The sequence below is a fragment of the Streptomyces sp. NPDC046557 genome (assembly GCF_040645975.1).
In the GTDB taxonomy this organism is placed as follows: Bacteria; Actinomycetota; Actinomycetes; order Streptomycetales; family Streptomycetaceae; genus Streptomyces.
Genome location: NZ_JBEYZH010000001.1, coordinates 90192 through 110788 on the forward strand (window position 1 = coordinate 90192; position 20597 = coordinate 110788).

Sequence of the window (20597 nt, forward strand, 5' to 3'; positions counted from 1 at the left end):
CAGTCTGGCGTGTAACGGCAGGAGAAGCGGAGGCGACGAGCGGATGACCGAGACACCGACACCCCACCGCCGCCGGACGTCCGCGGCGGCCGGTGACCCTTCCGCAGGCGCCACGATGGCGGCGCGGGCCCGCACGGAGCGGGCGACGGGCGTCCTCATGGCCCTGGTCCCCTGCAGTGCCGATACGGCCCGGCGGCTGCTCATCGCGGCCGCGGAGGAAGCGGGCGCCACGGTGGAGGAGAGCTGCGAGGCGGCCGTCGCACTGCTCTCCGGCCGGGACGAGCCCACCGAGGTCCGGCAGGCCCTGCGCACGGCGATGCGCCGCGCCCGTTCCGGGCCGGAGCACGGGCCCGGGGCGCGGCTGCTGCCCGGACCCGAGGCGCTGCGCGAGCACGTCGCGCGCTACCGCTCGTTGCGCCGCGAGGTGTTGGGCGCCCCGGAGGACCTCACGCTCCAGAGCCGACTCGACGACGCCACGTACACGTTGTGCGTGATGATGGGCCGCAGAACGCCCCACGACGCGCTCAGGGCCGCCGAGGCGCTGATCGAGACCGGCCCGGGGCCCGGCGAGGCCGCCCGTGGCATCGAATCCGTGGTGGCGAAAAGGACCGACACGACAGAGGGCTGATTCGACGACGGCTCCGCCCGGTGTGTGCCGGGCGGAGCCCTTTCGCCGTCGGGTCGTGCCGGGGTCAGAGCGAACCCTTGGCGCCCTTCGTGCCCTTGGCCTTGGCCTTGGTGTCCTCCAGCGCGCTCTTCGCCTTTCCCTTGGCCTGGTCCATCTTGCCTTCGGCCGCCATCCGGTCGTTGCCTGTGGCCTTGCCCGCGGCTTCCTTCATCTTGCCCTTGGCCTTGTCCATTCCGCCCTTGCCGGCCATGGTGACCTCCTTCTCGGCTCGAATTCGAGTGGGTGCGTCGTCAGGGTCTGCCGGCCCGTCAGGCGGGCCAGGTGCCCGAAACACGTCGTACGGCGGTGGCCCCTCCGCGTTCGACCGCGGCCTTGACCACGGCGAAGATCGCCCCCTGCACGGCGGCGGCGAGCAGGATCTCGCGCCACGCCCTGCCCTCGTCCGTGGCGTTCGGGGCGTCGTCCTCGTGGCCCGCCAGCTTCCAGACCTGCTTGAACGCCACGCCCGCCAGCATGCCGGCGCCGGCGCCGAGCGCCAGTCCCACCGGCTTGTAGGCGATCTTGGCCTTGTTCACCGTCCGCGCTCCTTCCGTCGGCCCCGTGATGGTCTCCGGAGCGACCTCCGCAGCGGCGTCTGCCCCGCCGCCGCCCGGTTAAGCCCGGGTCCCCGCCGGGATTCGCGCGCCCTCAGCCCGCCCCGCCGGGTTCCTCGCGGGGCGGGAGGGACCCCATCGCCCACCGGACCGTCCCGGTCAAGGCCCGGCCGGACAGGCGTACGAGGTCGTCGGACAGGTAGGGCACGGCGCGCAGACCCAGCAGCGAGCGGGCCCACGGGGGCAGCAGCCGGACGGCGTTCGAGGCCAGGACGGCGTAGGGGCCGCGGGCGACCCACGGCAGCGGGGGCTCGCGGAGGATGAAGTGCGCCGCGTCCCGCGCCTCCGGTGTGGCGCGCAGCTCGGGGCGGTAGGCGGCGAGCCGGGCCGCGAGGGCGGCACGGTCGCGCGGTGGATCGGGCACGCCGAGCGCCCGGGCGACCCGGGCCGCGTCGGCCACGTACGCGTCGCAACCGGCGCCGTCCAAGGGGTGGGCGCCGAACCGCTGGTGGGCACGGAGGAAGCTGTCGACCTCGGCCACGTGCACCCAGCACAGCAAGTGCGGGTCGGCGGCGTGGTACGGCTCCCCGGAGGCGGTGGTGCCCCTGATCCGTTCGTGCACCTCGCGCACGTGGTCGACGGCGCGCTGGGCGTCCTCGGCGGTGCCGTAGGTGGTGAAGGCGAGGAAGGTGCTGGTGCGCTGGAGGCGGCCCCAGGGGTCGCCGCGGAAGCCGGAGTGTGCGGCGACGGCGGCCATGGCTCGCGGGTGCAGGGACTGCAGCAGGAGGGCGCTCAGGCCGCCGATGAACATGGAGGCGTCCCCGTGGACGGTGCGGATGGGCCGTTCGGGGCCGAACCAGCGGGGGCCGGGGGTGCCGTGGATGCGGGCGCGGTTCTGCCGGCCCGCGGGCCCGGCCACGTGGCTGAACAGGCTGGTGCCGACCCGCTCCCGCAGGCCCTGGCCCGGCCGCTCGGACATGTTCACGCCTCCATCCTCCCGCGCGGCCGGGCCGACGGGGAGCCCCCGGACCGCCCGGCTCGCACCGGGATCAGGCCGACAGCGCCGCGGCAACCACCGAGCGCGCCGCTTCCTGGACTTCGGCGAGGTGCTCGGGGCCGCGGAACGATTCGGCGTAGATCTTGTAGACGTCCTCGGTGCCCGAGGGGCGGGCCGCGAACCAGGCGTGGTCGGTGGTCACCTTGATCCCGCCGAAGGCCGCGCCGTTGCCCGGGGCGCTGGTGAGCACGCCGGTGACCGCGTCGCCCGCCAGTGTGTCCGCGGTGACCTGTTCAGGGGACAGCCGGGCGAGGACGGCCTTCTCCTCCCGGGTGGCCGGGGCGTCGACGCGGGCGTACGCCGGCTCGCCGAACCGGGCGGTGAGCCCGGTGTACCGCTCGGACGGGCTCTGACCCGTCACGGCGAGGATCTCGGAGGCGAGCAGGGCGAGGAGGATGCCGTCCTTGTCGGTGGTCCACACCGAACCGTCACGGCGCAGGAAGGAGGCGCCGGCCGACTCCTCGCCGCCGAATCCGAGGGTTCCGTCGGCCAGTCCGTCCACGAACCACTTGAAGCCGACGGGGACTTCCACCAGCTCCCGGCCGAGGTCGGCCGCCACCCGGTCGATCATCCCGGACGAGACGAGGGTCTTGCCGATGCGCGCGGCGGCCGGCCACCCCTCGCGGTGGCGGTAGAGGTAGTCGATGGCGGTGGCGAGGTAGTGGTTGGGGTTCATCAACCCGCTGTCCGGGGTGACGATGCCGTGCCGGTCGGCGTCGGCGTCGTTGCCGGTGGTGACGTCGAACCGGGCCCGCCCCTCGATCAGCGAGGCCATGGCGTACGGGGAGGAGCAGTCCATCCGGATCTTGCCGTCCCAGTCCAGCGTCATGAACCGCCAGGTGGGGTCGGTGTGCGGATTGACGACGGTCAGGTCCAGGCGGTGCTCCTCGGCGATGCGCCCCCAGTAGGCGACCGAGGCGCCCCCGAGCGGGTCGGCGCCGATGCGCACGCCCGCGGCGCGGACGGCATCGAGGTCGAGCACCGACGGCAGGTCGCGGACGTAGGTGTCGAGGAAGTCGTACCGGCCGGTGGTGGGGGCGGCGAGGGCCCGCGCGTACGGCAGTCTCCGCACCTCTTTCGAGCCGCCGGCGATGATCTCGTTGGCCCGGTCCTGGATCCAGCCGGTCGCGTCCGATCCGGCGGGGCCGCCGTGGGGAGGGTTGTACTTGAACCCGCCGTCGCCCGGCGGGTTGTGCGAGGGGGTGACGACGACCCCGTCGGCGAGGGCGCCGGTGCGTCCCCGGTTGTGGGTGAGGATGGCGTGGGATACCGCGGGCGTGGGCGTGTAGCCGTCGGCGGTGTCGATGAGGACGTCCACCCCGTTGGCGGCGAACACCTCGATGGCGGTGACCCGGGCGGGTTCGGACAGCGCGTGCGTGTCGGCGCCGAGGAACAGTGGGCCCTCCACGCCCTGACGGGTCCGGTACTCGCAGATGGCCTGGCTCGTCGCGGCGATGTGGTCCTCGTTGAAGGCCGTGGCGAGGGACGATCCGCGGTGTCCCGAGGTACCGAAGGCGACGCGCTGCGCCGGATCGGCGGGGTCCGGGTGCAGGGCGTAGTACGCGGTCACCAGCCGGGACACGTCGATGAGGTCCTCCGCTCGCGCCTGCTGTCCCGCTCGCTCGTTCGGCATCCGTTCGCTCCTCCGTTACCGGTCGGACTCCCCACGGGGTCCGCGCCGCTCCATGGTCGTGCCGGGGGCGGACACGGCCGGGCCCCGCGCCCCGCCGCTCCGATCCGCCCCCCACACGGCCTACCCAGCGGGGACGACTCCTACCGGCCGCGTTCGCCGTCTCCGTCCGGGTTTGGGCCGGCGGTCAGTGGTTAGCCGCAGCGTGCCGGGGCACGCGCGGCAGGGTCCGCGCGCTCCGGCCGGCCCCCGAAAACGGGGCGTCGGAGCGCTTTTCGAGGAGGTTGTGCCACGTGGAACGCAGCAACGGGGCCCCTGACCCCACCACCATGTACCCCCGCCCGGAATTCCCGCAGCAGGAACAGGAGCACCCGGGACGGACCGGATCGATGGATCCGGTACCCGACCACGGCGAGACGTCCTACCGGGGCCACGGCCTGCTGGAGGACCGCAAGACCGTGATCACGGGCGGTGACTCCGGCATCGGCCGGGCGGTCGCGATCGCGTACGCCCGCGAGGGCGCAGACGTGCTCTTCACCTACCTGCCCGAGGAGGAGGAAGACGCCCGGCAGACCGAGCGGCTGGTGGAGGAGGCGGGCCGCAAGGCGGTCGCCGTGGCCTGTGACATCCGCGAGGAGGAGCAGTGCCGGGCCGTGGTGGAGCGGGCGGTGACCGAGTTCGGCCGGATCGACGTGCTGGTGAACAACGCCGCCTACCAGATGGCCCAGCCGGAGGGGATCTCCGCGATCACCACCGAGCAGTTCGACCGGGTCGTGCGCACCAACCTCTACGGGATGTTCTGGCTCTCGAAGATGGCGCTCCCGCACATCCCGTCGGGCGGCAGCATCATCAACACCACCTCGGTCCAGGCGTACAAGCCGAGTCCCCCGCTGCTGGACTACGCGATGACCAAGGGCGCCATCGTGACCTTCACACAGGGGCTGGCGCAGATGACGGCGTCCGACGGCATCCGGGTCAACGCGGTCGCGCCCGGGCCGGTCTGGACCCCGCTGATCCCGGCCACGATGCCGGACACCAGCGAGTTCGGCGCCCAGTCGCCGCTGGGCCGCCCGGCCCAGCCCGCCGAGCTGGCCCCGGCCTACGTCTTCCTGGCGTCGAGCCGAGCCGGTTACATCACGGCGGAGATCCTCAACGCCACCGGCGGTACGCCGCTCCCCTGAGCGCCGCTCCCCTGACATCGGAGGACATGTGTCACACGACCGAGAGGCCGACGAGGCCCTGTACGCCCGGATCGACGAGGAGGTGGACCGGCGCGCCGACCGGCTGTGGGACGTCAGTTGCGCACTGCACCGGGACCCCGAGACGGCCTACGCGGAGCACCGCTCCTCCGCGCTGCTGAGCGCGGAGTTCGAGCGGGAGGGCTTCGCCGTCGAACGGGGCACGGCCGGACTGCCGACCGCGTTCGTGGCGCGGTCGGGAAGCGGGGAGGGGCCCCGGGTGGCCCTGCTGATGGAGTACGACGCGCTGCCGGGGCTGGGGCACGCGTGCGGCCACAACCTGATCGCGGCCGCCGGGTTGGGTGCGGCGGCCGCCGTACGGGCGGTGCTCGGGGACGGCGGGGGCACGGTGCTGGCGGTGGGCACCCCGGCCGAGGAGCGTGGCGGCGGCAAGGTGGAACTGGTGTCGGCGGGCGTCTTCGACGGCGTGGACGCCGCGCTGATGTTCCATCCGGGGGTCCACAGCTGGGCCTGGGCGCCGCTGACGGCGCAACGCCAGATCCGGGTGGGCTTCCACGGCCGCGCCGCCCACCCCACCGGCAACCCGACCGAAGGCATCGACGCGCTCGCCGCGCTGGTGCAGTTGTTCAACACCACCGCCGTCCTCAGCCGGCGGTTGCCGTCCGGCTCGCACGTCCAGGGCATCGTGACGGACGGCGGCGAGTCCACCAACGTGGTCCCCGCCTACGCCGAAGGCCTGTTCGGCCTGCGCGGTGCGACGACGGGCGCGCTGGAGGAACTGGCGGCGGAACTCGACTCCTGCGCCCAAGGGGTGGCCAGGGCGACCGGCACCAAGGCGGAGGTCACCCCGGTCGGTACCGGCTACCGGCACTTCCGCAACAACCGGGCGCTGTCGGACCGGTTCACCCACCACATCGGGCGGGCCGGGGTCACGGTCGGCGATCCGGCGCCGGGGGTGTACCTGGGCTCGTCGGACATCGGTGACGTGAGCCACCGGGTCCCGGCCATCCACCCGTTCGTGGCGATCATGGACGAGTCGGGTTCCGATCACACTCCCGGGTTCGCGCTCGCCGCGGCCGACCCGCGGGGGCGGCGGGCGATGCTGGCCTCGGCGCGCGCGCTGGCCTGCACGGCGGCGGACGTGCTGTTGGACGCCACGTTGAAGGAGACGGCCTGGGCGCAGTTGCGGCAGCAGGCCGCCACGGGAGCGTGACCGTACGGTGGCGGCATGCGCCTGTTGCTGATCTCCGACACGCACCTGCCCACCCGTGCGAAGACGCTCCCGGCCGCCCTGGTGGAGGAGCTCGGGCGGGCGGACGTCGTCCTGCACGCCGGTGATTGGGTCGACGAGGCGGCCTACGCGCTGGTCGCGGCGCACGCCCGCGAACTGGTCGGGGTGCACGGGAACAACGACAGCCCGGCGCTGTGCGAGCGGCTGCCCGAGGTGGCGCGGGTGGTGCTGGCGGGCGTCCGCGTGGGGGTGGTGCACGAGACTGGGGGCGCGGCGGGGCGGGAGGCGCGGTGCGCCCGGCGGTTCCCGGACCTTGACGTCCTGGTGTTCGGCCACAGCCACATCCCCTGGGACACCACCGCCCCCGGGGGTCTGCGGCTGCTGAACCCCGGTTCCCCGACCGACCGGCGCCGTCAGCCGTTCCACACGTACATGACGGCCCTGGCCGCCGACGGGGAGCTGACCGACGTACGGCTGCACCGGTTGCCGCCGCGCTGATCGCCTGACACGGACGGCTCCGCGCCCGGTCTCACCAGAGGTCGTGCGGGCCGTCGGGCTCCTCGGGCTCCTCGGCGCCGTCCCCGAGGAAGACCGGGCCCAGGCCGCTGATCTCCAGCAGTTTCAGCAGGTGGGCGGGCACGCCGGCGAGAACCACCGACCCGCCCGCGTCGAGGGCCCGGCGACGCAGTTGTACGAGAGCGCTGAGGCCGGAGGAGTCGCAGAAGGTGACGGCGGAGACGTCCAGGACGAGCCGCCGGTCGGCCGCGATCAGACGCGTGGTCTCCTCGCGCAGTTGCGGGGCGGTGTGCCAGTCCATGGCGCCGGCGAGCGCCGCGACCAGCCGGGGCCCGTCCGACTCACGGACGCTCAGGCGCAGGACGCTGTGGTTCACGGGCTGACTCCTGACGGGCTCCCGGGACGGGTGTGCCGGGATCGGGCTTCGGGCTGTCGCTCCGCTGACACCGGTTGTCACCCGTCGGCCGTGCCGGTGTGTTCCGCCGCCTCGCGCGTGTGCGCCGGTGTGGGCCCCAGCCATTCGCACAGCAGGATCGTGGCGTCGTCGTTGAGGCGGCCCTCGTGGTGGTCCATGACCGCCTGGGTGAGGCGCCGCAGGGTCTCCGGGACCGGCAGCCCGTCGGCGTGCCGGCGGATGAGGAAGTCGGTGAACCGTTCGAGGCCGAACTCGTTCGAGCCGGGGCGGCGGGCCTCGGTGATGCCGTCGGTAAACAGCACCAGCCGGTCGCCGGGCTCCAACTGCTCCCGGCACACGGTCACCGGCAGTTTGAGGTCGGTGCCCATGGGGTGGGCGGGCGGACACGCCAATTGGCTGGTCCACCGCCCGCCCCTGATGACGAGGGGCGGATGGTGGCCCCGGTTGACCCAGGTCAGCTCGCCTGTCGCGGTGTCGAGGTCGGCGAGGATGCCGGTCACGTAGGAGTCGTGGCGGAACTGCTCGATCAGCAGTTCCTCGACCCGTTCGCTCGTGCCCACCAGGTCCGCTCCCTGGCGCCGGGAGTTGCGGCAGGCGCCGACCGCGAGGTTCGCCGCCAGTCCGGCGGCGGTGTCGTGCCCCATCGCGTCGAAGATCGACAGGTGCACCACCGGGCCGGCCATGGCGTAGTCGAAAGCGTCGCCGCTGATCTGGTAGGCGGGTTCCATGGCGGCCGCGATCACCACCCGGCCGTCCGCGTAGGTGCGCGGCGGCATCAGGTGCCACTGCATCTCCGCCGCGACGTTCATGGGCGCGGTCCGCACCAGGCGGGCGTAGGAGTCGCTGTGGTCCCGCTTGGTGACGACCAGCAGGGCGAGGAGCGAGGCGAGGGACTCGGCGTCCTCCCGGGCCAGGTCGTCGGCGTACGAGGTGGTCAGCCTGAGCAGGCCCAGCCGCTCCGTGCCGTCCAGCATGGGCACCCACCACTGGAGGCCGTCCCGCCCGGTCACCGGGACGATCTCGCCGTACTGGTAGGAGCGGCCGGCCAGGGTGCCCTCGATAGGCACCTCGGCCTCGGCCGCTGCGGCGGGGGATGTCGGCACGTCCAGTCCCTCGCCGGTGAGCAGTCGCAGCACTCTGCCCTGCACGTCGGCGACGTAGACGCACACTTCGGTGAATCCGGCGTAAGCGCCGTGGACGCGGGCCTGCTCCGGTACGAGTTCCATCGGCATGAGGTGGCTCGCCGCCAGCAGGCCCATGAGCATGCTCCGGCCGCCCCGCTCGCGCTCGATCGTCACGAAGTCCTCTCCCGCGTCGTCCGCGTCCCAGGTCACCGCGTCACAGCCTCAGTGCAGCACACGGTGAGCGGCCCCGCCTTCCAGGGCACCGCTCACGACGCCGGGCTGCCCCGGAGCCTGAGGGACCGCAGGGCCGTACGGGCGGCGTTGGCACCGGGGGCGCCGTGCACACCGCCGCCGGGGTGGGCGGTCGCGGAGGCGAGGTAGAGGCCGCGGACGGGAGTGCCGGGGCGGCCGGTGCCCGGCACCGGGCGGAAGAGCAGTTGCTGGTGCAGGTTGGTGGTGCCCTGGTTGACGGCTCCGCCGATCAGGGCCGGGTTGAGGCGTTCCAGGTCGGGGGGCGCGAGGACGCGGCGGGCCCGGACGGTGGCACCGAAGCCGGGGGCGTAGCGTTCGATCTGGGCTTCGACGCGGGCGGCGATCGCCTCCTTCTCCCGTTCGTCCCACTTGCCGGTGATGGCGCCCGGGCCGTCGTCTCCCGCGTCACCGACGACGGCCTGCGGGACGTGGGTGTAAGCCCACGCCGATTCGGTGCCCTCGGGCGAGCGGGCGGCGTCCGCCGTGGTCATCTGACCGAGCACCACGAACGGGACGCGGGGCACCCGGCTCATGGCGATCTGCGCCGAGAAGAGGGTCAGTTCGTCCAGGCCCTCGGCGAGATGTACGGTCCCGGCGCGCCGGGCCCCCTCGGACCGCCAGGGGATCGGCCCGGACAGGGCCCAGTCCACCTTGACCGTGGCGAAGTCCCATTGGAAGCGCCGCAGGTCGGCGCGCAATCGCGCGGGCAGGTGCTCGGGCCCGACCAGCCGCTCGTACAGGAGCGGCGCGGGCACGTCGGCGAGGACGGCCCGGCGGACGGGGATCTCGACGCCGTCGACGGTGCGCACGGCGACGGCTCGGCCGCCCCGCACCACGACTTGGGTGGCCGCCCGCGAGCAGTACAGGGTGCCGCCGCGCGCCTCCAGGCGGCGTACCAGGGCCTCGGTGAGTGCCTGGGCGCCGCCGACGGGCACGGGGAAGCCGTACGCCTGGCCCAGCATGCACATCAGCCAGCCGAAGCCGCCGCCGAGGGCCGATTCGGGACCGAGGTCGGCGTGCAGGGCGTTGCCCGCGATCAGCAGCCGGCCGCCTTCGCCGGCGAACTCCTCCTCGCCGAGTCGGCGGGCGGGCAGCAGCATCCTGCGGGCCAACCGCAGCCCTTCCGCCGCGCGCAGCCGCGCCGCGAGTCGCACACCGGCGCGGACGGGCGGGAAGGGGGTGAACAGGCAGCCCAGGATGTCGTCGCCGGTGCGCTCCCAGAGGGCGTAGAGCCGCTCCCAGGCGGCTCCGTCCCCCGGGGCGAAGGCCTCGACGGAGGCCGCGGTGTCGTGGACGGTGGCGCCGAGGACGGCGCAACGGCCGTCTTCGAGGGGGTGGGCGACGACGGCGGGGGCTCGGCTCCAGCGCAGTCCCTGCTCTTCCAGGCGCATGTCCCGGATGACGGGGGAGGCCGCCGCGAGCGGATAGAACGCGCTGAACAGGTCGTGGACGTAGTCGGGGTGGAGTCCCCGGTCGCTGCGGACCGCCCCGCCGGGTTCGGGGGCCGCCTCCAGGACGACGACCCGCCAGCCCGCGTCGGCCAGGACGTTGGCGGCCACCAGACCGTTGGGGCCGGCGCCGATGACCACCGCGTCAGGAGTCGTCATCGGGCCGCGCTCCCTTGGATTCGACGGCCTTGGAGAGGCGCCCGAGCATGGTGCGGTGGCGCAGCTGGACGAGGAGGTCTATGGCGGCGTTGTGGAAGGAGCCGTTGCGGCCGCGCAGGGGGTGTTCGTCGATGATGACGAGCGTGTCGTTGCCCCAGGGCTTGATCTCGATGGCGATGCGGGCGCTGCCGCCCTTGCCGGCCATGGCCTCCAGTTCGAGCCGGTCCGGTGGCGCGCAGACGCGGACGACGGTCTGTCCCTCGTAGGTGATCGGGCCGACTTTGATGCGGTAGCCGAGGGTGGCGCCTTCCATCGGCCAGTGTCCGCCGTCCTCCCAGGATTCCCGCGTGCCGACCACCCAGTCGGCGTACCGGCTGCCGTCCTTGAGGATGTCCCACACCCAGGCGGGCGGACGGCGTATGAGCCGGTGCTGCACTGCCATGGCTCCTCCAGGGGGCTCGTTGGCGCGTCGGTGTCCGGCGCCTACCCCGGGCGCCGGGGTTCATACGGCATGCGGTCCGGGCGGGACGGAGAGGCCCGTGCGTACGGCTTGCGCGTGGCCGGCGCCGCACCGGCGTCTGGCGGCGGCGCGGGCGCCGAGCAGGAGGGCGCAGCCCGCCGCGGCGGCCGCCGCGGTCCGCCGGGCCGCCGTGCGCGGGCCGCTGTGGCGTCCGCCGTGGACCGCCGCGGACCGCCCCGACGGTGCGTGCAGGGTGCCCGGGGCGTCCGGCGCGGTGCCGGCGGGGCCCAGGTACGCGTGCTCGGTGCGCCAGGCGAGCGCACGACGGGTCGGGCCGGGGGCGAGGGTGTGGGCGGCCGCCAGGGAGCGGGCGTAGGGGCCCACCAGCAGGCGCGGCCTGGGGCGGCGCATCGCGGAGACGAGGGCGCGGGCGACCCGCTCGGGCGTGGCCACGGGCGGCAGGGAGCGCAGTTCACGGCCGGTGTGGTTGGCGGCGTGGCGGAAGAACGGGGTGTCCACGCCGGCGGGCAGCACCGTGCACACGCGGATGCCGTCCGCCCCCATGAGCGCCAGTTCCGCGCGCAGCCCTTCGCCGAAGGTCACGAGGGCCGCCTTGGACATGGCGTAGCCGGACATGTACGGGGCCTGCACCACCGCGCCGAGGAGGGAGGCGACGTCGATCAGGATGCCTTCGCCCTGTCGGCGCATGACGGGGACCGCGGCCCGGGCGCCGTTGACGGCGCCGAGGACGTTGACGTCCAGGAGGCGACGCAGTTCCTCGGGGGGCGTCTGGTCGAACCGGCCGAGGATGCCCACCCCGGCCACGTTGGCCCAGACGTCGATCCGCCCGAAGCGGGCGGTGGCCGCCGCGGCGAGGGCGGTCACGGCCGCGGGATCGGTCACGTCGGTGGGAACGGCGAGCGCCTGCCCACCGGCGCGCCGGCACCGCCGCGCCACGCGGTCGAGTTCGCGGGTGCTGCGGGCGGCGAGGACGACGTGCGCACCGCGCCGGGCGCAGGCCACGGCGGTGGCGCGGCCGATGCCGCTGGACGCCCCGGTGATGACGACGACACGGTTCTTGAGCTTCACACCGGGGCGTCTCACCGGTCCGGCGTGATTCATGCCTACCGACGGCGCGCGTCCCCGCCGAAGCCGTCCCGCGCCGGTCCGGCGGTGGCCGGTGCGCCGCACCCCGGCCTCGCGCGGCCCCGCCGAAGCCGTCCCGCGCCGGTCCGGCCGGTGGCCGGTGCGCCGCACCCCGGCCCCCCTGGGGTGCCCAGCCCCGGGGCGGAGCCGGGCCCCTACGGGGGGAGGCGGGGCCCTGCGGGTCCCTGTGGGGCGTTGGCGGGGTCCCGGCCGGGCTTGGGCGGGGGCAGGCCCCTTCCAGGGTTTGCGCCGGAATGCCGCCGGTGCCGGGCCCGGCGAGGGCGGCCCCCCGGGGCTGGGGCCGGGCCCGGCCAAGGCCCTCGGCGCGGACCCGCGTGGGGCTGAGGCCCGGATGCCGGCCGGGCTGCAGCCGGGCGGCGCTCCCGGGCGGGCGGGCTCTCGGTGCCGGCCGAGCTGGGGCCGTGCGGATACCCCCCTTGCCGGGCGCGCGAGCGGGACCCTGCCGGCGGGCCCAGGCGCGTACCCCCCGTGAGGGGCCGAGGCTCGGCCCCGGGCGGGCTGAGGCCGGCACGGGTACCCGTGCCGGGCTGGGGCGGTACCCCCCGCCGGGAGCTGGAGCCGGGGCCCCTGCCAGCGGCCCGGACGCCTACCGCCGCCGGGGACTGAGGCTCGGGCCCTCGCCGGGCCGGGGCCAGGGGCCCCCGGGGGCCGGGCGGCGGGCTGAGACTCGGGGGCCCCGGCCCCGGCCCCGGCCAGGGGCGGGGCCCGGGGGCCGGCCGGGGGTGGGGCCGGGGGGCCGGCCGGGGCTGGGGCCCGGGGGCCGGCCAGGGGTGGGGCCCGGGCGGAGCCGTGCCCGGCCCGGGAGGGTACCCCAGCGGGGCGCCGCGCCCCCGGTCCGGGGCTGCTCACGCTGCGTGATTCACCGGAATGCAGTGCTTCCGAATGCCCCCTTCTCACGGCCGGCGGAGGCTGGTGCCAATTCCCGGGGCGTCGGCCGCCCGCCGCCCGGTGCGGGACCGCCGAGGGAGTTGCCCCGCCCGCGACCCGCCTGCCAGAGGAGACCTTCGATGAGCGCCGTCTCGATACAACGCTGGGAGCACGCCGTCGTCACCGGCGGTGCCGGTTTCGTGGGTTCGCACCTGTGCGCCGCGCTGCTGGACGCGGGCACGGCGGTGACGTGCGTGGACGATTTCAGTACCGGCCGGCCCGAGAACGTCGCCGCGCTGGCGGACAGGCCGGGCTTCACCCTGTGCCGGGCCAACGTCTCGGAGCCGTTCACCGTGCCCCGTCCGCCGGACCTCGTACTGCACCTGGCCTCCCCCGCCTCCCCGGCGGACTACCTGCGGTTGCCGCTGCACACCATGGAGGCGGGCAGCCTCGGCACCCGCAACGCCCTGGAACTGGCCCACCGGTCCGAGGCGCGCTTCCTGCTCGCCTCCACCTCCGAGGTCTACGGTGATCCACTGGAGCACCCGCAGAGCGAGCGCTACTGGGGCAACGTCAACCCGGTCGGGCCGCGCAGCGTGTACGACGAGGCGAAGCGCTTCGGCGAGGCGCTCACGACCGCCGAGGCCGGCTCGAACGGGACGGACACCGCCATCGTGCGGCTGTTCAACACCTACGGGCCGCGGATGCGCGGCTACGACGGCCGGGCCGTGCCCACCTTCATCCGCCAGGCCCTGGCCGGCGAGCCGCTCACGGTCACCGGTGACGGGCTCCAGACCCGGTCGCTGTGCTACGTGGACGACACGGTGGCGGGCATCCTCGCGATGGCGGCCCACGGCATGCGGGGCCCCGTCAACATCGGCAACCCGACCGAGATCACGATGCTGGAACTGGCCCGGGTGATCATCGAACTCACCGGCTCCGATTCCGAGATCCGCTTCATCGAACGGCCCACGGACGACCCGAGCGTGCGCTGCCCGGACATCACGCTGGCCCGCGACAAGCTCCAGTGGGAGCCGAAGGTGGCCGCCGAAGACGGTCTGCGGCGCACCATCGCCTGGTTCCGCGCCCAGCCGGAGGGCTGACGCCGAAGCACCGGGGCGCGTCCCCGTCCGTACCCGCGCCGCTCCCCTCCGCCGGAAGGCCCGACAGACATGCGCATTCTCGGAATCAACGCCCTCTTCCACGACCCCGCCGCCGCGCTCGTCATCGACGGTCACATCGTGGCCGCCGCCGAGGAGGAACGTTTCTCCCGACGGAAGCACGGCAAGCGCCCGGTTCCCTTCTCCGCCTGGGAGCTGCCGGTACAGGCCGCTTCCTGGTGCCTGCACCGGGCCGGTCTGCGCCCCCAGGACCTCGACGCCGTGGCGTACTCCTTCGACCCCGACCTCGCCCGGCCCGCCGCGGAGATGGGCCTGGACGACCCCTGGGACCACCTGCGGCTGACCTACGCGCGCGAGGCGCCGGGCTTCCTGCGCAGCGCCCTGCCGGGGTTGGACCCCGCCCTCGTCCGGTTCGTGCCGCACCACATGGCGCACGCCGCCTCCGCCGCGTTCGCCGCCGCCGACGCCGGAACATCTTCGGTGCTGGTCCTGGACGGGCGCGGCGAGCGGACCTCCCACCTGGCGGCCCGCCGGATCCACGACCGGCTGGAGCCCCTGCACTCCCAGGACCTCCCCCACTCGCTGGGCCTGGTGTACGAGGAACTCACCGCCCACCTGGGTTTCCTGCGCTCATCCGACGAGTTCAAGGTCATGGCCCTCGCCTCGCACGGCACCCCGCGGATGCTGGCGGAGCTGCGCCGGCACGTGTACCCGACCGGCGACGGCGGTTTCCACGCGAGCGGCGTCCCCTGGCACGAACTGTGCGCCCCCCGGGGCCCGGAGGAGCCGTGGACGCGCGACCACGCCGATGTCGCCGCCAGCGCGCAGGCCGTGCTGGAGGAGACACTGCTGGACCTGACGCGCTGGTTGCACGGCAAGACCCACGACAGCGTCCTGACCCTGGCGGGCGGTGTAGCGCTGAACTGCGTCGCCAACTCCCGGATCGCCCGCGAAGGTCCCTTCTCCCGGGTGTGGGTGCAACCCGCGGCCGGTGACGCGGGGACCGCGCTGGGCGGGGCCCTCCTGCTGGCCGCGGGCGCCGGGGACGATCCGGAGCCGATGGCCGGCGCCGACCTGGGGCGCGACTGGTCCGACGCCGAACTGGGCGCCTGGCTCAAGACGGCCGCCGTACCCTTCGAGCGGCCTCCGGACATCGCCGAGACGGTCGCCCGGGCGCTCGCCGACAACGCCATCGTCGCCTGGTTCCAGGGGCGTTCGGAGTACGGGCCACGGGCCCTGGGCCACCGTTCGCTGCTCGCGCACCCCGGGCACGCGGGCAACCTGGAGCGGCTCAACGACGTGAAGGGGCGCGAGCAGTTCCGGCCGGTGGCGCCCATGGTGCTCGCCGACCGCGCCGCCGAGATCTTCACCGGGCCCGTCCCCAGCCCGTACATGCTGTTCGTGCACGACGTGGCGCCCGAGTGGCGCGATCGGATCCCCGCCGTCGTGCACGTCGACGGCACCGCCCGCATCCAGACCGTCGACCCGGCCCACGAGCCGCTGGTGGCCCGGATGCTGAGCCACTTCGAGCGCCTCACCGGGGTGCCCGTGGTGGTCAACACGAGCCTGAACACGGCCGGTCGGCCCATGGTCGACGATCCGCGCGACGCGCTGGAGTGCTTCGGTTCCTCGCCCGTCGACCTCCTCGCGATCGGACCGTACGCGATCCGGCGCGGCACGTTCTTCCACACCGACGACCGCCCCGACGACGAAGGCTGGTCCCGATGACCGCGTACGCCCCTGCCCGCACGGCCCCGCCGTACGCCGTGGTGGTACCGACCCTGGGCCGGCCGAGCCTGAGCCGGTGCCTTGCGGCGCTGGCCGCCTCCACCGGGCCCAAACCGGTCCGGGTCGTCCTCGTGGACGACCGCCCCCGGGCCGAGGGGACGCCCCTGCCCGTCGACATCCCCACGTCCCTGCGCGGCGTCACGGTGACCGTGTCCGGCGGCGGCCGGGGTCCGGCCGCCGCGCGCAACACCGGCCGCCGCGAGGCGGGCGGCGTCGCCCACTGGATCGTCTTCCTCGACGACGACGTGCTGCCCGGACCCGAGTGGGGCGAGGAGCTGGCCCGTGACTTCGCGGCGGCCTCCGAGCGGACCGGCGGGATCTCCGCCCGGATAGCGGTGCCGCTGCCCGGCGACCGCCGCCCCACCGACTGGGAGCGCGGCACGGCCGGGCTGGCCACCGCGCGCTGGATCACCGCCGACATGGCCTACCGGCCCGAGGTCCTGGACGCCGTCGGCGGCTTCGACGAACGGTTCCGGCGGGCCTTCCGCGAGGACGCCGACCTGGCGCTTCGGGTCCTGGACGCCGGCTGGAGCCTGGACGAGGGCCTGCGCCGCACCAACCACCCCGTGCGCCCGGCCGACCGCTGGGTCTCCGTGCGCCAGCAGGCCGGCAACGCCGACGACGTCCTGATGAACCGGCTGCACGGCGGCGGCTGGTGGAGCCGGGCCGGCGCGCCGCGTGGCCGGCTGCCCCGCCACCTGCTGGTGACCGGTGCCGCCGCCGGGGCGGTGTCCTGCGCCGTACTCGGCCGGCGCGGCGCCGCCGTCGCCTGCGCGACCGGATGGCTGGCGGGTACGGCCGAGTTCGCGGGGGCACGGATCGCCCCGGGGCCGCGCACCCCGCAGGAGGTGCTGTCCATGGCGGTGACCAGCGTGCTGATCCCGCCCGTGGCCACCTGGCACTGGCTGCGCGGACAAGTGCGGCACCGTCGGGCGCTGCCCTGGCGCCCCCGGCCGGAGAAGGCGCCGACGCGGGCGCCGCGGACCCCGGTCCGGGAACGGGTGCCGCGGTGACCCGGCCGCTCCCGCCCGGCCCCTGGCTGTTCGAGGCGTCCCCCCGGGCCGGGGCGGACCACGGGGCTCATCCGGCGCTCCCCCGGGCGGTGCTGTTCGACCGGGACGGCACCCTGGTGGCCGACGTGCCCTACAACGGCGACCCGCGCCGGGTGACGCCGATGCCGTCGGCGCGCGAGGCGGTGGCCGCCGTACGCGCCCTCGGCATCCCGGTGGGTGTCGTCAGCAACCAGTCGGGCGTCGCCCGCGGCCTGTTGACGCGCTCCCAGGTACTGGCCGTGCGCGAGCGGGTCGACGGGCTGTTCGGGCCCTTCGCGGTATGGGCGGTGTGCCCGCACGGTCCGCGTGACGCCTGCGGCTGCCGCAAGCCCGCACCCGGTCTGGTGCTGGCCGCCTGCCGGCACCTCGGGGTGTCCCCGGGGCGGACGGTGGTCATCGGCGACATCGGGGCCGATGTGGAGGCGGCGCGCGCGGCCGGCGCCCGGGGTGTCCTCGTACCGACCGGGCGGACCCTGCGCGAGGAGGTCGCGGCGGCCGGCGAGACCGCGCCCGACCTGCTCGCGGCGGTCCGGCTGGTGTTGGGCGACCGCACCCCGGCGGTGGCGGCCACGGTTCCCCGGAGCGCCCCGTGAGCGGGCCCCGGACGCTGGTCGTGCGGCTGGACAGCGCGGGCGACGTACTGCTGGCCGGACCGGCCGTGCGGGCGGTCGCGGCGGGCTCCTCGTACACCGCGATGCTCTGCGGGCCGCTCGGCGAGCAGGCCGCCCGGATCCTGCCGGGCGTGGACGAGGTGCTCGTGTACGACGCCCCCTGGGTCGGTCTGGAACCGGCCCCGGCCTCCTACCGGGAGTGCGCGGGGCTGCTGGAGGCGGTCTCGGCGGGGCGTTTCGACCGGGCACTCATCCTGGTGTCCTATCACCAGAGCCCGCTGCCGGCGGCCCTGCTGCTGAAGCTCGCGGGCGTCCCCTGGGCCGCCGCGGACTGCGAGGACTACCCCGGCTCCCTGCTCGACCTGCGGCACCGGCGCCTGCCGCACCGTCATGAGGCGCTGGCCGCGCTTGACCTGGCCCGGCACTGCGGTTTCGCGCTGCCCCGCGGCGACGACGGGGCGCTGCGCGTGCGCACCCCGCCCGACACCGCGCACCTGACCGGCACCCGGCCGTACGTGGTCGTGCACCCCGGGGCGGCGGCGCCGGCCCGCGCCTGGACCGCCCCGCGGGCTGCGGAGGCGGCCCGCGCGCTCAGCGCGGCGGGCTACCGGCTGGTGGTCACCGGCGGCCGCGACGAGAAGGACCTGACCGCCCGGGTGGCCGGGGACCACGCCCTCGACCTCGGCGGGGTGACCGCCGATCTGGCCGAGTTGGCGGGCGTCCTCGCGGGCGCCCGGGTCGTACTCACCGGCAACACCGGCCCCGCACACCTCGCCGCGGCGACGGGCACCCCCGTCGCCTGCCTGTTCGCGCCGGTGGTCCCCGCCGAGCGCTGGCGTCCTTACGGGGTGCCGCACGTCCTGCTCGGCGATCAGGAGGCGCGCTGCGCGCGGACCAGGGCCCGCCGGTGCCCGGTGGAGGGCCACCCCTGCCTGGACGGGGTGAGCGATGTGGAGGTGCTGGCGGCCGTGGCGACGCTGGGCGGCGGGACGGCACTGGGGCCGGAACCGGCCCGGCCGGGCGGCTCATCCGAAACGGAGCGAGGAGCGAGGGTATGAACATCCTGCTGTGGCACGTGCACGGGTCCTGGACCACCGCCTTCGTCCAGGGGCCGCACACGTATCTGGTGCCCGTCACGCCGGACCGCGACCCGGACGGTCTGGGGCGGGCCCGCACGTTCTCCTGGCCGGATTCGGTCAAGGAGGTGACGCCCGGGGAACTGCGCGAGACGCCCGTCGACCTCGTCGTCCTGCAACGGCCGCACGAGGTGGAGCTCGCCCAACGTTGGCTGGGCGGGCGCCGACCCGGCCGGGACGTACCCGCCGTCTACCTGGAGCACAACGCGCCCGACGGCGACGTGCCCCGCACCCGCCACCCCCTCGCCGACCGCGACGACCTCGTCCTCGTCCACGTCACGCACTTCAACCGGCTGTTCTGGGACAACGGCTCCACCCGGACCGAGGTGATCGAACACGGCATCGTCGACCCGGGGCACCTGTACTCGGGCCACCTCGCCCGGGCGGCCGTGGTCGTCAACGACCCGATCCGCCGGGGCCGGTACACCGGGACGGACCTGCTGGCCGCCCTCGGCGAAGCGGTGCCGCTCGACGTGTTCGGGATGCGGACGGAAGGCCTCGCCGAACACCTGGGCGTACCGGCCGACCAGTGCCGCAGCGCCGACCTCCCGCAGCGGGCGCTGCACGAGGCGATGGCCGCGCGACGGATGTACATCCACCCGGTGCGCTGGACCTCGCTCGGGCTCTCACTCCTGGAGGCCATGCACCTGGGCATGCCCGTCATCGCCCTGGCCACGACCGAGGCGGTGGAGGCCGTACCGCCCGGCACGGGGATGCTGTCGACCCGTCCCGAGGTGCTGGCGCGGGCCGCGCGGCTCTACCGGGAGGACCCGCAGGCCGCGGCCGAGGACGGCGCGCGGGCCCGCCAGGCCGTCTTGGAACGGTACGGACTCAAGCGCTTCCTGGCCGACTGGGAGCGCGTGATGACGGAGGTCTGCTCATGACAGCGCCCACCCGCCCGGCCCCGCGCAGCCTGTCCATCGCCCTGGTGTCCGAGCACGCGAGTCCCCTGGCCGCCCTGGGCGGGGTCGACGCGGGCGGCCAGAACGTCCACGTCGCCCGGCTCGCGGGGGCGCTCGCCGACCGGGGCCACCGGGTGACCGTATACACCCGCTGGGACTCAAAGGAGCTGCCGGTCACCAAGCCGCTGCGTCCGGGCGTCCTGGTCCACCACGTGCCGGCCGGGCCCGCGCAGGAGCTGCCCAAGGACGAACTACTGCCGCACATGCTGGAGTTCGCCCGCTACCTGGCCCTGGAGTGGCAGGAGCGGGTGCCCGATCTGGTGCATTCCCACTTCTGGATGTCGGGGCTGGCCTCGCTCCAGGTCGCGCGCGAGCTGCGGCTGCCGCTGCTGCACACCTATCACGCGCTTGGCACCGTCAAGCGGCGCCACCAGGGGCACGCCGACACCAGCCCGCCGGCCCGGATCCCCTGCGAGGTGCAGGTGGGACTCGGCTGCGACCGGGTGGTGGCCACCTGCCGCGACGAGGTGGCGGAGCTGGCCGGGATGGGGGTGCCCGCCGAGAAGGTCGACGTGGTGCCCTGCGGGGTGGACGCCGAGCAGTTCTCCCCCGAGGGGCCGGTCGCCGAGCGCGGCCCGTACCGCTACCGGCTGCTCCATTTGGGCCGGCTGGTCCCCCGCAAGGGAGCCGCCGTGGCGATCACCGCCCTGACCGGGCTGCCGGACGCGGAACTGGTCGTCGCCGGCGGGCCCCCGCCGGAGCGGGTCGACGCCGACCCGGAGGTCCGCCGGCTGCGGGACCTGGCGCGGGCCGCCGGGGTCGCCGACCGGGTCCGCTTCACCGGCGGGGTGCCCAGCACCGAGGTGCCCGCCCTGCTGCGCAGCGCCGACGTGGTGCTCTGCCCCGCGGACTACGAACCGTTCGGCATCGTCCCGCTGGAGGCGATGGCCTGTGGCAAGCCGGTCGTCGCCAGTGAGGTCGGCGGACAGTTGGACACCGTCGCCGACCGTGTCACCGGCCGGCTCGTGCCGCCCGGCGACGCGCCGGCCCTGACCGCCGCCGTCGCCGAACTGCTGGCCGATCCCGCCCTGCGGGAGGCGTACGGGGCCGCGGGCCGGCGCCGGGCGCTGAGCCGGTACGGCTGGGCGAGCGTCGCCGCCGCCACCGAGACGGCGTACCGCTCGGTGCTCAGCGCGCGCGTGGCGGTGGCGGGAGCCCGCTGACGCCCCATCCTCCGGACC

General features: G+C 75.1%; 20 protein-coding genes. 11 read left to right on the forward strand and 9 right to left on the reverse strand.

The window, feature by feature from the left end; translation table 11 throughout:
- Window positions 1-43: 43 nt before the first annotated feature.
- Complete coding sequence (locus tag ABZ934_RS00510) at window positions 44-628, forward strand: DUF5133 domain-containing protein (RefSeq protein WP_361306968.1); 585 nt, start codon at window positions 44-46, stop codon at window positions 626-628.
- A gap of 64 nt (window positions 629-692) precedes the next feature.
- Here the strand turns inward: ABZ934_RS00510 and ABZ934_RS00515 are convergent, their stop codons facing one another.
- From ABZ934_RS00515 to pgm, 4 genes are all read right to left on the reverse strand, one after another.
- Window positions 693-878 (reverse strand): CsbD family protein, encoded by a 186-nt coding sequence (locus ABZ934_RS00515; protein ID WP_361306970.1) that lies wholly within the window; start codon window positions 876-878, stop codon window positions 693-695.
- A 58-nt stretch (window positions 879-936) separates the two neighbouring features.
- Entirely contained in the window at window positions 937-1203 is a 267-nt protein-coding gene (locus tag ABZ934_RS00520) for a DUF4235 domain-containing protein (protein WP_361306972.1), read from the reverse strand.
- A gap of 112 nt (window positions 1204-1315) precedes the next feature.
- Window positions 1316-2200: an oxygenase MpaB family protein gene (locus ABZ934_RS00525; RefSeq protein WP_361306974.1), complete on the reverse strand. Its 885-nt coding sequence runs from the start codon at window positions 2198-2200 to the stop codon at window positions 1316-1318.
- A gap of 70 nt (window positions 2201-2270) precedes the next feature.
- On the reverse strand, window positions 2271-3911 hold the full coding sequence (gene pgm, locus ABZ934_RS00530) for a phosphoglucomutase (alpha-D-glucose-1,6-bisphosphate-dependent) (protein WP_361306976.1): 1641 nt from the start codon (window positions 3909-3911) through the stop codon (window positions 2271-2273).
- Between the two features lie 326 nt (window positions 3912-4237).
- Between pgm and ABZ934_RS00535 the strand changes: the two genes are divergently transcribed.
- Genes ABZ934_RS00535 through ABZ934_RS00545 form a run of 3 tightly spaced genes read left to right on the forward strand, consistent with a single transcriptional unit; the run spans window position 4238 to window position 6836 of the window.
- Complete coding sequence (locus ABZ934_RS00535) at window positions 4238-5089, forward strand: SDR family oxidoreductase (RefSeq protein WP_361308632.1); 852 nt, start codon at window positions 4238-4240, stop codon at window positions 5087-5089.
- Between the two features lie 28 nt (window positions 5090-5117).
- On the forward strand, window positions 5118-6320 hold the full coding sequence (locus tag ABZ934_RS00540; RefSeq protein WP_361306978.1) for an amidohydrolase: 1203 nt from the start codon (window positions 5118-5120) through the stop codon (window positions 6318-6320).
- A gap of 15 nt (window positions 6321-6335) precedes the next feature.
- On the forward strand, window positions 6336-6836 hold the full coding sequence (locus ABZ934_RS00545) for a YfcE family phosphodiesterase (RefSeq protein WP_361306980.1): 501 nt from the start codon (window positions 6336-6338) through the stop codon (window positions 6834-6836).
- A 31-nt stretch (window positions 6837-6867) separates the two neighbouring features.
- On the opposite strand, the gene ABZ934_RS00550 is transcribed toward ABZ934_RS00545, so the two are convergent.
- From ABZ934_RS00550 to ABZ934_RS00570, 5 genes are all read right to left on the reverse strand, one after another.
- A complete protein-coding gene (locus ABZ934_RS00550; protein ID WP_361306982.1) occupies window positions 6868-7230 on the reverse strand; it encodes an STAS domain-containing protein in 363 nt (120 codons plus the stop codon).
- A 77-nt stretch (window positions 7231-7307) separates the two neighbouring features.
- A complete protein-coding gene (locus tag ABZ934_RS00555) occupies window positions 7308-8534 on the reverse strand; it encodes a PP2C family protein-serine/threonine phosphatase (protein WP_361308634.1) in 1227 nt (408 codons plus the stop codon).
- A 125-nt stretch (window positions 8535-8659) separates the two neighbouring features.
- The gene (locus tag ABZ934_RS00560; protein WP_361306984.1) at window positions 8660-10252 is read right to left on the reverse strand and encodes an NAD(P)/FAD-dependent oxidoreductase; all 1593 of its coding nucleotides are present in this window, start codon (window positions 10250-10252) and stop codon (window positions 8660-8662) included.
- On the reverse strand, window positions 10239-10694 hold the full coding sequence (locus ABZ934_RS00565) for an SRPBCC family protein (RefSeq protein ID WP_361306986.1): 456 nt from the start codon (window positions 10692-10694) through the stop codon (window positions 10239-10241). The genes ABZ934_RS00560 and ABZ934_RS00565 overlap by 14 nt, the downstream gene beginning before the upstream one ends.
- A gap of 60 nt (window positions 10695-10754) precedes the next feature.
- Entirely contained in the window at window positions 10755-11816 is a 1062-nt protein-coding gene (locus tag ABZ934_RS00570) for an SDR family NAD(P)-dependent oxidoreductase (RefSeq protein WP_361306988.1), read from the reverse strand.
- Between the two features lie 1070 nt (window positions 11817-12886).
- Here ABZ934_RS00570 and ABZ934_RS00575 point away from each other — a divergent pair.
- From ABZ934_RS00575 to ABZ934_RS00605, 7 genes are all read left to right on the forward strand, one after another.
- Window positions 12887-13849, forward strand: coding sequence for a UDP-glucuronic acid decarboxylase family protein (locus ABZ934_RS00575; protein WP_361306990.1), 963 nt, complete (start codon window positions 12887-12889; stop codon window positions 13847-13849).
- A 69-nt stretch (window positions 13850-13918) separates the two neighbouring features.
- Entirely contained in the window at window positions 13919-15595 is a 1677-nt protein-coding gene (locus ABZ934_RS00580; protein ID WP_361306992.1) for a carbamoyltransferase C-terminal domain-containing protein, read from the forward strand.
- Entirely contained in the window at window positions 15592-16668 is a 1077-nt protein-coding gene (locus tag ABZ934_RS00585; RefSeq protein ID WP_361306994.1) for a glycosyltransferase, read from the forward strand. The genes ABZ934_RS00580 and ABZ934_RS00585 overlap by 4 nt, the downstream gene beginning before the upstream one ends.
- A 26-nt stretch (window positions 16669-16694) precedes the next feature.
- The gene (locus ABZ934_RS00590; RefSeq protein ID WP_361308636.1) at window positions 16695-17300 is read left to right on the forward strand and encodes an HAD-IIIA family hydrolase; all 606 of its coding nucleotides are present in this window, start codon (window positions 16695-16697) and stop codon (window positions 17298-17300) included.
- On the forward strand, window positions 17297-18376 hold the full coding sequence (locus ABZ934_RS00595) for a glycosyltransferase family 9 protein (protein WP_361306996.1): 1080 nt from the start codon (window positions 17297-17299) through the stop codon (window positions 18374-18376). Before ABZ934_RS00590 ends, ABZ934_RS00595 begins: the two co-directional genes overlap by 4 nt.
- Complete coding sequence (locus ABZ934_RS00600) at window positions 18373-19338, forward strand: glycosyltransferase (protein WP_361306998.1); 966 nt, start codon at window positions 18373-18375, stop codon at window positions 19336-19338. Before ABZ934_RS00595 ends, ABZ934_RS00600 begins: the two co-directional genes overlap by 4 nt.
- Window positions 19335-20579 (forward strand): glycosyltransferase, encoded by a 1245-nt coding sequence (locus ABZ934_RS00605; protein ID WP_361307000.1) that lies wholly within the window; start codon window positions 19335-19337, stop codon window positions 20577-20579. Before ABZ934_RS00600 ends, ABZ934_RS00605 begins: the two co-directional genes overlap by 4 nt.
- Window positions 20580-20597: the final 18 nt, after the last annotated feature.